Here is a 12,068-nt window from a genome sequence, read left to right as displayed (position 1 = left end):
GCGGACCGAAAACCCACCCGTTCGAGCCCAAGCCGTCAACAAGCTGATCCCCCCGCCCCCCACCACCCCGGCCCCGGCCCCGACGCCCGCCCCGACCCAGGAGCAGTCGTCGGGCGGCAGCCTGGCCTACACCGGCGCCGACGAAACCACCCTGCGGTACGCCGTGATCGGCGGAGCGATCCTGCTCCTCGCCGGCACCGGCCTGCTCCTCGCCGCCCGCAGGCGTCGCACCCACTGACGCACAGTCAAAAGCGGACAGGGGCCCCGGAAGCAGTCCGGGGCCCCTGTCGCGATCCCGGATGACTGAAGGATCGTCATCTCCGTTACGCAGTCGTGCTGTTGTCCTATGGGGTGAAAACGGAATCATCGCTTCCAAGTCGCCTCCGTGACCCGCTAGCCTCCGTCGGAGCGCGCCCCTCCTGGGGGAGGGGCGCGCCGGAACGAAGGAGAGACGTGCAACCCACGAGACAGCGGCTCCGGCGGCCCGCCGCGCTGGCCGCTCTGCTGGCGGCCGGGCTGGCCACGGGTCCGGCGGTGTCCGCGCCCGCAGCGACGGCGGACGGGTCGGTGACGGTGCGGGTGGTCCGCGCGGTGGACGAGAGTGGGACGTACAGCCCGGCATTGAACCCGGGCCTGGCCGGGGTCACCGTCACGCTGACCGGTGAGGACGGTGCGGTGCGCACCGGCGTCACGGCCGCCGACGGCACGGTGACGCTGGCGCCCGCCAAGCCGACCGCCAGTGGCAGGTACCGCGTCGAGGTGGTCAATCCTCAACCCGGCGTGCTGTACCCGGCGTTCGCCTCCCGCGACGGCCTGGGCGCCCCGAACGCGCTGAGCAGCAGCCTGGAGTTCGTCGACCTCTCGGCGGGCAAGCAGGCCAGCGTCACCACCGGCCTGTGGAACCCGTCCGACTACTGCCAGCAGAACGCCCCGCTGGCCACCGCCTGCCAGCCGGACTCCCTGGAGCCGGCGGGCGGACGCACCCTGGTGAGCTTCCCGTACCGCGCCCGCACGTCCAACGGCGGGGCCGGGCAGACCACCGACCTGGCCACCGCCCCGCAGACCGGCACGGTCTTCGGCCTGGCCTGGAACCGCGACGACCGGCGGCTGTTCGGCGCCGCGTTCGCCAAGGCCGGCTCCCCGTACGGCCCGGACGGGCCCGGCGCGATCTACGTCACCGACCCGGAGACGAAGACCACCGGGCTGTTCACCACCGTCCCGGACGCCGGTTCGACCGGACACGGCGGCGACGACGCCGGATTCCTCGCGGCCCCCGGCAAGGAGAGCCTCGGCGGGATCAAGCTCTCCGAGGACGGCCGCGACCTGTTCGTGGTCAACCTCCACGACCGCAAGCTGTACCGCTACGACGCCACCGCGAGGACGGCGGAGAAGCCCAAGGCCGTCTACGGCATCCCGACCCCGAACTGCCCGGCGGCCTCCGACTGGCGGCCGTTCGGCCTCGGCATGCAGGACGGCACCGGCTACCTCGGCGGCGTCTGCTCCGGCCAGTCCACCCGGAAGGCCGGCGACCTGCGGGCGATCGTGCTGCCCTTCGACCCGGCCACCGGCACGTTCGGCGCCGCCGTCCTCGACCAGCCGCTCGACCACCCCCGCCTGCAGACCGTCCAGTCCTCGTGGAACGCGGACCCGCTCTGCCAGGGCGCCGGCTGGTCCCCGTGGACCGACGCCTGGCCCACCGGCACCGACGGCGCGCGCTGCGAGGGGCAGGCCTTCGCCCAGCCCGAACCGCAGCTCGGCGAGATCGGCTTCGAGACCGACGGCTCCATGCTGCTGGCCTTCCGCGACCGGCTGGCCGACCGCATCTCCGCCGGCAACCTGACCGCCCGGGTCTGGGCGAGCGGCGACCTCAACAAGGCCTGCGCGTCCGGCGGCAGGTACGTGCTGGACGTCAACCAGGGCTGCGGCATCGACACGCGCGGCAGCAAGTTCTTCGACGTCCACCGCGTCACGGTCTACCACCCGTACGCGGCGTACGCGGGCCTGGCGCTGTCCAAGGTGGAGCCGTCCATCGCCACCGCCGGCGTCGACCCGGACAACAGCACCTACGGTTACGGCCCGATGTTCACCCTGCGCGACGGCGGCGTCGACCCCGGTGCGGGCCTGCGCCTCAACGACCGGGCGCACCCCACCTTCGGCAAGGGCACCTCGATCGGCGACCTCGAAGTGCTCTGCGACCGCGCCCCGCTGCAGATCGGCAACCGGCTCTGGTACGACCCCGAGCGCTCCGGGCAGCAACTCCCGCAGCAGAAGCCGGTGGTGGGCGCGACCGTCAACCTGTACGACGCGGACGGCAAGAAGGTCGGCACCACCACCACGAACGCCCGCGGCGAGTACTACTTCGACAACAGCAACGTCGCCGGCGGCCTGAAGCCCAACACCGCCTACACCGTCCGTCCGGACAACCCCGCCGACTACGCCAAGGGCGGCCCGCTGTACCACTGGACGCCCATCACCGGGGCCGAACTGGCGCTCACCACGGGCGGACCCGGCCGGAACGACCACGGCCTCGACTTCGGCTTCGGCCGGCAGCAGGGCGAACTGCGCCTGGTCAAGCACGACCAGGACGGCAAGGCGCTGCCGGGCGCGGTCTTCCAGCTGTGGCGCGAAGCGAACGGCGCCGACGGGTTGCAGCAGGACGCCGACACCAAGGTCGGCGACCCGTGCACCACCGGCGACGACGGCACCTGCCGCGCCAGTGCCGAGACGGGCGCCTACTACTGGCAGGAGGTCAGCCCGCCCAAGGGCTACCGGGCTCCGGAAGAGCCGGTCCTGGGCCCCGTCGTCCTCGACGACGACCACCTGGAGGACGGCGTCACCACCACCGCCGTCAACGAGCTGCTCCCGCCGTCCCCGAGCACCCCGGCCCCGACGCCCACGGCGGACCCCACGCCCGCGCCCTCGCAGCCCTCGCAGCCCGCCCCGACCCAGGAGCGGTCGTCGGGCGGCAGCCTGGCCTACACCGGCGCCGACGACACCACCCTGCGGTACGCCGTGCTCGGCGGAGCGGCCCTGCTGCTCGCCGGCGCCGGCCTGCTGCTCGCCGTCCGCCGGCGCCGCGCCCACTGACGCCGCGACGGCAAGGGGCCCCGGGAGTGCGAACTCCCGGGGCCCCTTCGGGTGGTCGGCGGCGCGTTACGGCTGGGTCGGTATCGGCTTGGCGGCCAGCGACCGCGCCGAGCTCGGGTCGGCGAGCGCGGACGGCGGCAGGATCTCGGGGGCGGCGGCCTGGGCGGGGACGGCGGCGGGCGCCTCCTCCTTGAGCTTCACGCCGGCCAGGTCGAACGCGGCCTTGATGCGCAGCCGCAGCGCGCGGGAGACCTGCGCGGCCTTGCCGGGCGTGCAGCGGGCCTCGATCCGCACCTCCATCGAGTCGACGGCGACCGATTCGACGCCCAGCACCTTCACCCGGCCCCAGATCAGCTCGTCGTAGGGGGCTTCCTTGGAGAGCTGCTCGGCGGCCTCGGTGACCAGCAGTTCGATCCGCTCCAGGTCCTCCTTGTAGCCGACCTGGACGTCCACCGTGGCGGTGCCCCAGCCCTGGGACATGTTGGCGATCCGCTTGACCTCGCCGTTGCGGATGTACCAGATCTCGCCGCCGGCGCCGCGCAGCTTGGTGACCCGCAGGCCGACCTCCAGCACGGTGCCGGTGGCGACGCCGGTGTCGATCTCGTCGCCGACGCCGTACTGGTCCTCCATGATCATGAAGACGCCGGAGAGGAAGTCGGTGACCAGGTTCCGCGCGCCGAAACCGATCGCCACACCGGCCACACCGGCGGAGGCCAGCAGCGGCGTGAGGTCCACCCCGAGCACCGACAGCGCCATCAGCGAGGCGGTGCCGAGGATGCTGAACGACGCCACCGAACGCAGCACCGAGCCGATCGCCTCGGAACGCTGCTGGCGGCGCTCGGTGTTGACGACACCGCTGTTGGCCAGCAGCCCGCCCAGCACGCCGTGGTCGTTCTCCGGCTCGGAGGGGCGGCCCATCCGGGCCACCAGCTTGTCGATGACCTTGCGGACCACCGCCCGCAGTATCAGCGCGAGCAGCAGGATGAACACGATCCGCAGCCCGTCGATCAGCCAGCCCTGCCAGTTGTCGTCGAGCCAGCCGGCCGCCTGCCGGGTGGAGTCGGTCACGTCGGCGGCGCTGGTGGGCAGGTTGAAGGTCGGCGTCGTGGCGTCAGGAGAATCGGCGAGCATCGCCCCATGCTAGGGCCTGCCCTTTGCGCCCCACCGCCCCCGTTCACCCGCCCGGACGGGCCGTCAGACCGGTTCCGGCCACCGTCCGCGCCGCCCCGACCACGGTGGGTGCAGACGGGCCCCGAGCTGGGCATACCGCCTATGGGCGGCCACACAAGATCCACCGCGTGCGGGCGGCCCGTTCACGGAGAAATGGTGGCGTCGTACGAGGGCGTAAGGCGACACTGAGGGAGATCGCGTCCCGCAGGGGGCACGATCGCCCGCTCGACTCGGCGCGAGCCACGCGCCGCAGGCGTCCAAGGAGGCCCCGTGCCGCATGTCCTTGTCCTCAACGCGTCGTACGAGCCACTCGGTGTCGTCTCGATGCGACGCGCACTCATCCTGGTCCTCAACCACAAGGCGATCGCCCTGGAGGACGCGGGAACCACTCTGCACAGCGCCACCAGCGCCGTACCGGCGCCGTCCGTCGTCAAACTGACCCGTTTCGTTCGGGTTCCCTACCGAGGCCCCGTGCCGCTCACCCGGCGCGCGCTGTTCGCGCGCGACCACGGGCGGTGCGTGTACTGCGGGGCCGCCGCCACCAGTGTCGACCACGTGATCCCGCGCAGCCGGGGCGGTCAGCACCGGTGGGACAACGTGGTGGCGGCCTGCCGCCGCTGCAACCACACCAAGGCCGACCGGCACCTCGCCGACCTCGGCTGGCGGATGAAGCGCCCCCCGGCCGCGCCCAGCGGCCTGGCCTGGCGGGTCATCGGCACCGGGATCAAGGACCCGCGCTGGCGGCCCTACCTGGAGCCGTACGGCGGCCTCGACCAGTTCCGGGACTTCGAACACCACGACCATACGGAGCTGCCGCCCGCAGTCCCGTCCCCGGTCCGCACCCGTCCCGTCCGCCGCGGCGAGCAGCACGCTCCGCTCTCCGCCTGATCAGACAAGGGCCTGCCCGACACGACATTCGGTACGCCTCATGGGCCGCCGGCGCACCCCCGCAGCGGGAGCGTCGGCGGCCCGCCGTGCGTCAGGGGGCCTGCACCGCGTACAGCTCGACGGCGGACAGCGCGTACCCGTAGCGGCCGGCCCGGCCGACGCCCTGCACCCGCAGGAACTGCGCGTCCGGGGCGTCGAAGCGGACGGTCTCGGTGCCGCCCTGCCCGTTCTCCACCAGCGCCACCGTGGTCCACGTCACGCCGTCGGCCGAGGTCTCCAGCCGGTACCGGGAGGCGTACCCTTCGCCCCAGCGCAGCACCGCCGCACCCAGCCGGGCGCTCTGCGGCAGCCGCAGCTGCACCCAGGCGTCGTCCTTCGCGGGGGCCTTCCAGAGCGTCTTCGGGTCGCCGTCGGCGATCGCCGCCGCCGGGGTCTTCCCGCTGTCGTCGCCCGAGGAGGACGCGGCCGCGGAACGCGCCAGGTCCGGCCCGCCGGTCGGCGGGACCACGTGCACCTGGAGCTCCTGGCGGACGGTCAGGCCGCCCGCCGTGAACACCACCGGCACCCGGTAGGTGCCCGACGGGGTGTCGGCGGCCGCCGACACCTGCACCGGGGCGCTCGCCCGGCCGCCGCGCGGCACCGTCACCGTCGGCGCCGGGGCCACCGTCAGGCCCTTGGCGACCGCCGGGACCTCGGCCTTCAGCTCGCCGGTCAGCGCGTCCGGACGGCCGGACTCCACGGTCACCCGGGTCTGCGCGGGGGCGGCGCCCGCCACCACGTCCAGTGTCGGGTCGTCCGGCGTCACCCGGGCCGCCGGGACGTCCGAGTACCACGGGATCACCTGGTTGACCACCGGGGCCTCGCCGCCCGGACGCCACACCAGACGGAACGCGTCCACCTGGCCGCCGTCGGCGCGCAGCTCGTTGTAGCCGGGGCGGACCTGCCCGAGGTCGGCCCAGCTGCCGTCCGGGCGGCGGACCTGCGCGGTCGCCTCGGCGCGCACCATCGGGTCGGTCAGGACGGTCAGCCGGTCCAGCGGGCGGGCCGCGCCCAGCTCGACGGTCAGCGGGGCGTCGCCCGGCCGGGGCGGGGCCGCCGCCCGGAACGCCGAGTCCGGGTCGCCCGACAGCACCGCGTCCGGCGAGGAACCCGGCACCGCGGGCGGCCCGCTCACCTCGACGTTCACCGCACCCGGCGCGCCCGCGGTGAACTCGCGCACCGCGACCGCGGTCTTCTGCCCGCCGGTGGCGCGCAGCCGCACCGCCTGCGCGACCGCGCCCGCCGGGGCGTTCGCGACCACCGTGCGCTGCTCGTGCACCGTCGCCAGCTTCTGCCAGCCGCCCGAGCCGCTGAAGTACTCCAGCACCCCGTCGCGCAGGTAGTCGTCGCCCGCCGACACCGCGTCCGGGGTGTCGCCGTCGCCGCCCATCAGCACCCTCACGGTGCCCAGCGGCTTCGGGGTGCCCAGGTCCAGGCCGAAGCTGTCGCCGACCTGCGGCGGCGCCGCCGACCAGTAGAAGGTCTGCGCGGAGCCGTCCGCCATCAGCGCCGGGCCGTGGTCGTGCGCGGTGCCCATGGTGGTGGTGGGGGAGGCCCCGGCGGTGATGCCCGCCCAGGTGTCGGCGGCCTTCACCGCCCGGTCCAGGAACGGGTCCAGCACGCCCTTGCCGACCGTCACCGGGTTCTGCTCCAGCGCCGAGCGCTGCCGGCCCAGCTCCAGCCGGGCCTGCCAGGCCGCCGTGCCGTCGCCCGCGTGCTGCGCGGCCAGCATGTCCAGCGCCGCCCGGCCCGCCGCGCCGTACGCCGCCAGCCGCGACAGCCACGGCGCGGCGTCCGCCGCCAGCGGGTCGCCCGCCAGCGTCTTCGGGGCGTCCGCCATCACCGCGAACGCCTCCCGCAGCGGCTGCGTCGCCTCCCGCAGCTTCGCCTGGTCGACCGGCGCGCCCGAGGCCGGCTCCGCCGCCGCCCAGAACCGCTCCATCAACGGCGCCAGGTACGTCGACTCCTTGCCGCCCAGCGGCGAGGACGCGCTGTTCCCCGCCAGCGCCGCCACCGCGGCCTGCTGCGCCGGGCCCGCCGTCAGCAGCCGCAGCGCCGACGACAGCGACTTCTCCGACTGGTACCCGGCCGGCTGCCAGGCGAAGTCGGCGGCCGTGGCCAGCGGGATCCGGGACGCCACCGGCTGGCTCATCGCCGAGGTCAGCAGCACCGCCGAACGCTGCGCCACCTCCGCGTCCCGGCCGCCGTAGCCGCCCAGGAACAGCCGGTCCGGCGCCGAGTCGTTCACCGGATAGTTGTCCAGCGTCACCAGCGGACGGCCGAACAGCCGTGCCGTCTCGTCGAGTTGGGCACCGGTGACCTGCTTGGCGATGACCGCGCCGCCGCTCCACACCACCTGCACCCCGGGCGGCAGCGCCGCCGCCAGCGCCGACCGGTACGGCGTCGCCCCCTGCTTCTGGTACTCCGTCGGCACCACCGACAGCGGCGCCAGCTCCGGGTGCGGCGCGATCAGCCGCTTCTGCACCGCCGCCACCACCGCGGCCTGCGCCTTCGCCGCCGCCGCCGGGCCGGTGCCGAGCTTGCGGCGGTCCGCGCCGCAGTGCCACTCGTCGTAGGAGACGTTCACGAAGTCCAACTGGAAGGCCCGCACGCCCAGTTGACGCAGCCCGTCGAGCTTCGCGATCAGCGCGTCCAGGTCCTTGCCGGAGGAGAAGCAGAACGACTGCCCCGGGTTCACCGAGTACGCCAGCGTCACGTGGTTGTCCCGCGCCCGGCCCGCCAGCTCCGTCAACTCCCGGGCCTGCTCGGCCGGGTACGGCTCGGCCCAGCGCCGCGAACGGTACGGGTCGCCACCCGGCGCGTACAGGAAGAAGTTCTGCTTGGTGCGGCCCAGGAAGTCGACCGCCGCCAGCCGCTGCGCCGCGCTCCACGGCTCCCCGTAGAACGACTCGGCGGTGCCGCGCACCGCCGCGCCGGTCGGCCAGTCCCGCACCAGCACGCCCGGGAAGCCCTTGCCGTCGCCCGCCGGCCCCTGCCCCTGCCCCGTGCCGATCGGCGCCAGCAGCTGCGCCAGCGACTGCGCCGCGTAGAACGTGCCCTCGCCGTCCACGCCCGCCAGCACCACCGCGCCGTACGCGCCGCCCGCGGTCGGCAGCTGCCCGGTCGCCAGCAGGTGGCCGCCGGACGGCAGGCCCGCCAGGCCGGGCACCTCGGTGTCCTTCAGCCCCGCCGCCGCGGCCAGGCCGCGCAGCGCCCGGTCGGTCGGCCCGCCCGCGCCCTCGCGCGGGCCGCCGACGAACACCAGCAGCGACCCGGCCGCCGGCGACTGCGGGGCCTCCGGGGCGATCACCACGTCGGACGCGCCGGCCCGGGTCAGCAGCGCGCGCACCGCGTCCACCGCGGCCCCGTCCGCGCCGTCCGCCATCACCACCGTCACCTGCTCGGGCACCGCCACCGGGCGGCCGCCCGGCCGCAACTGCTGCGGGCGCGGGAACACCTGCGGATCGGCCAGCGAACCCAGCGGCAGCGGCGCCTCCGCCGCGGCCGGGACGTCCGCCTCCGCCGACACCGCCGGCCGGTCGCCGGGCTGCGCCGCGAAACTCTCCGCCGGGATCAGCAGCCCGCCGACCACGGCCACCGCCGACAGCGTCGCCGCCAGCCGCAGGGCGCTGCCGCGCCGCCCCGCCCGCCGCTCGGCACGCACCGAGGCCAGCAGCGGATCGGTGCCCTTGAGGTCCGCGATGAACCGGTCGGCGGCCCGCGGCGCCAACTGCCGGGCCGTCCGCGCCGCGACCTGACGCGCCGTCAACGCCGCCGGGTGGTACAGCACTTCGCGCAATGCCGCGCTCTGCTCCAACTGCTGCCGCAGCCGACGTCCGGCCGCCACCGACACCCGCGCCTGCACCGGAGCCTCCTCGCCCGAAACGCCCAGCTCACCGGCCCCCCGCGGCCTGCCCCGGCCCCCCGCGGCCACTCGGCCCGACCAGCCCATCAGCTCTCCGCGTCCCTGTCAACGCCCCTGGTGGCTATGTCCGTTATCGGCTGGTATTCCCGGCGCGGCCGAACACCCCGCCGCCACCGGGGCGATGACGGGACGACACCCGCCGCGCACGTTCACCCGTCCGGGGCGGCCGGGCCGACGTGTCGATCGGGGTCGGAGACCGGCGGCGCGGGTAGGACTGTGCCTGTTGCGTTCGGGAGTCCGAGGACGGAGTGCGCTGGGTGGCCGCATACCTTGACCGTGAGCAGATGGGGGCCGAGCAGGTGCCGGCGGAGGACAATCCGCCCGCGCCGCCCGAACTGCTGGCACTGGCCCACGCGTACGGGGTGGACACCGGCTACGACGCCGGCGCCGGAGAGGTCCAGGTCGGTCCCCGCACCCTCGCCGCCGTGCTCGCCGCCCTCGGCGTGGACGCGGGAACACCCGAACTGGCCGCCGCCGCACTGGAACAGCACCGCGCCGAACAGGCCCGCCGACTGCTGCCGCCCACCCTGGTCGCCTGGCAGGGCCGCCGCACCGCCCTCGACCTGCCGGCCGACGCCGAGGTGCGGGTGGAACTGGAGGACGGCGGCGCCTGGGAGTTGGCCCACGACCACTCCTGGTGGCTGCCGGAGGACGTCCCGCTCGGCCGGCACACCCTGCACGCCACGGCGGGCGAACGGCAGGGCCGCGCCGCACTGATCGTCGCCCCGCCCCGCCTCCCCGAACCCGCGCAGCGCGGCTGGGGCTTCCTCGCCCAGCTGTACTCGGTGCTCGGCGAGCACTCCTGGGGCATGGGCGACCTCGCCGACCTCGCCGAACTCGCCCAGTGGGCGGGCGCCGAACTCGGCGCGTCCTTCCTGCAGATCAACCCGCTGCACGCGGGCATGCCCGGCGCGCCCTCCGACCCGTCCCCGTACCGCCCGTCCTCCCGCCGCTTCGCCGACCCGGTGCACCTGCGGATCGAGGCGATCCCCGAGTACACCCGCCACGACGAGGTCCGCGACCTGGCCCGCCGCGCCCGGCTGCTGCGCGAAGAGGTGCTGGAGCATGACGGGCTGATCGACCGCGACGCGGTCTGGACGCTCAAGCGGCAGGCGCTGGAACTGCTGCACACCGTGCCGCGCGGCGTCGGACGGGAGGCCGCGTACCGGGCCTTCGTCCGCCGCGAGGGCCAGTGGCTGGAGCGGTACGCGGTGTGGAACGCGCTGGCGGAGGTGCACGGCGCCGCCTGGCACTCCTGGCCGAAGGGCCTGCGGCACCCGTCCAACCCCCAAGTCGCCGCCGAGAAGACCGCGTTGACGGAGCGGATCGAGTTCCACCGCTGGCTGGCCTGGCTGGTCGACGAACAACTGCGGGCCGCCCAGCGCGCCGCCACCGACGCCGGGATGCCGCTCGGCCTGATCCACGACCTCGCCGTCGGCGTCCACCCCGACGGCGCCGACGCCTGGGCCCTGCAGGACGTCCTCGCCACCGGCATCTCCACCGGCGCCCCGCCCGACGCCTTCAACGCCCACGGCCAGGACTGGGGACTGCCGCCCTGGCGCCCCGACGCCCTCGCCGAAGCCGGCTACGCGCCCTACGCCGAACTGCTGCGGGCCGCCGCCCGGCACGCCGGCGCGATCCGGATCGACCACGTGATGGGCCTGTTCCGGCTCTGGTGGGTACCGGTCGGCGCCCGCCCCACCGAGGGCACCTACGTCCGCTACGACGCCGAGGCGATGCTCGCCGTCCTCGCCCTGGAAGCCCACCGGGCCGGCGCCGCCGTCATCGGCGAGGACCTCGGCACCGTCGAACCCGGCGTCCGCGAACGCCTCGCCGAACACGGCGTGCTCGGCACCTCCGTGCTCTGGTTCGAACGCGACTGGCAGGCCGGCGGCGCCGTCCTGCCGCCCGAACGCTGGCGGGCCGGCTGCCTCGCCACCCTCACCACCCACGACCTGCCCAGCACCGCCGCCCGCCTCACCGGCGACCACGTCGCGCTGCGCCACCAACTCGGCCTGCTGGCCCGCCCCTTGGCGGAGGAACAGGACGCCGCCGCCGCCGAACTCGCCGACTGGCAACGCGAACTCGCCCGCCTCGGCCTGCTCGCCGACGGCGCGCCCGTCACCCCCGAGGCGCTCTACGCCTACCTGCTCGCCACCCCCGCCCGCCTCGTCGGCGTCTGGCTGCCCGACACCGTCGGCGACCCCCGCCCGCAGAACCTCCCCGGCACCTGGGACCAGTACCCCAACTGGCGGCTCCCCGTCGCCGACACCACCGGAACCCCCCGCACCCTCGACGCCCTCGCCACCGCCCCCGGCACCGCCGCCATCACCTCCGCACTCGCCCCGCTCGGCGTCCCGACACCCGGACACGCCGACAGGCGCACCCCGCCGAGCGAACCGCTGTAGGGGGCCGGTACCTTGGGAAACGTGGACAAGAGGAACGCAATGCGCGCCGGTGCGGTCACCGCGGCGGCCACGCTGATGATGCTGATGTCGTCGCCCGCCATGGCGCTCGTACGCGACGACGGCGACGACCCGGGCACCGGCCTGAGCGTCGGCGAGACCCTGGGCCTGTTCGTCGCCCTCCCGATCGTCTCCTTCCTGGTGATCGCGGGCCTCTGCATGATCCCGGGCCGCAAGAAGTAACCCCTCCGGGTCCCCCCGGACCCTGACACCCCCTGCCGGGACGGCCACCCACCACTGGCCGCCCCGGCATTCGCCATCCCCAGCCCCACCTGTCGCCGCCACCCGCCGGAGAGCCTTCCGACGACCGGCCGCGCAACCGCCCCCTCCGTCACCCCGCCCCCGCGGCCGACGGGTGGGCGGAGCCGCACCTTCGCCCCCTTCCCATCTGCTGGTGGGTGCCGTTCGTGCTGGGGTCGTTGGCGTGGTTGAACCAGACGGCGCGGGTGCCGCTGCGGCACAGCGTGTTCTGTCTGGCCTGGGGGGCGTGCGCG

General features: G+C 75.0%; 7 protein-coding genes. 5 read left to right on the top strand and 2 right to left on the bottom strand.

What is annotated here, in order from left to right; genetic code table 11:
• Positions 1-238: LPXTG cell wall anchor domain-containing protein (locus ACWEMJ_RS32000; RefSeq protein ID WP_452140638.1), on the top strand; the 238-nt coding region annotated here is incomplete at its 5' end.
• Positions 239-453: 215 nt separating this feature from the next.
• Positions 454-3,087 carry an SdrD B-like domain-containing protein gene (locus ACWEMJ_RS31995; protein ID WP_452140637.1) on the top strand — a complete coding sequence of 878 codons (2,634 nt, stop codon included), beginning with the start codon at positions 454-456 and terminating at the stop codon, positions 3,085-3,087.
• Between the two features lie 66 nt (positions 3,088-3,153).
• Here the strand turns inward: ACWEMJ_RS31995 and ACWEMJ_RS31990 are convergent, their stop codons facing one another.
• Complete coding sequence (locus tag ACWEMJ_RS31990) at positions 3,154-4,218, bottom strand: mechanosensitive ion channel family protein (RefSeq protein WP_452140636.1); 1,065 nt, start codon at positions 4,216-4,218, stop codon at positions 3,154-3,156.
• A 309-nt stretch (positions 4,219-4,527) separates the two neighbouring features.
• Between ACWEMJ_RS31990 and ACWEMJ_RS31985 the strand changes: the two genes are divergently transcribed.
• Positions 4,528-5,145: an HNH endonuclease gene (locus tag ACWEMJ_RS31985; protein ID WP_083647247.1), complete on the top strand. Its 618-nt coding sequence runs from the start codon at positions 4,528-4,530 to the stop codon at positions 5,143-5,145.
• 91 nt (positions 5,146-5,236) lie between these two features.
• On the opposite strand, the gene ACWEMJ_RS31980 is transcribed toward ACWEMJ_RS31985, so the two are convergent.
• Entirely contained in the window at positions 5,237-9,049 is a 3,813-nt protein-coding gene (locus ACWEMJ_RS31980) for a beta-N-acetylglucosaminidase domain-containing protein (RefSeq protein ID WP_452140635.1), read from the bottom strand.
• 344 nt (positions 9,050-9,393) lie between these two features.
• Here ACWEMJ_RS31980 and malQ point away from each other — a divergent pair, with 344 nt between their 5' ends.
• Both malQ and psbW read left to right on the top strand, forming a co-directional pair.
• The gene (gene malQ / locus ACWEMJ_RS31975) at positions 9,394-11,517 is read left to right on the top strand and encodes a 4-alpha-glucanotransferase (RefSeq protein ID WP_452140639.1); all 2,124 of its coding nucleotides are present in this window, start codon (positions 9,394-9,396) and stop codon (positions 11,515-11,517) included.
• Between the two features lie 21 nt (positions 11,518-11,538).
• Entirely contained in the window at positions 11,539-11,757 is a 219-nt protein-coding gene (gene psbW / locus ACWEMJ_RS31970; protein ID WP_452140634.1) for a photosystem II reaction center protein PsbW, read from the top strand.
• Positions 11,758-12,068 lie beyond the last annotated feature (311 nt).

The organism is Kitasatospora sp. NPDC004531 (genome assembly GCF_053602195.1).
The sequence above is the reverse complement of the archived record's forward strand: the minus strand, read 5'-3'. Positions and strand labels throughout refer to the sequence as shown.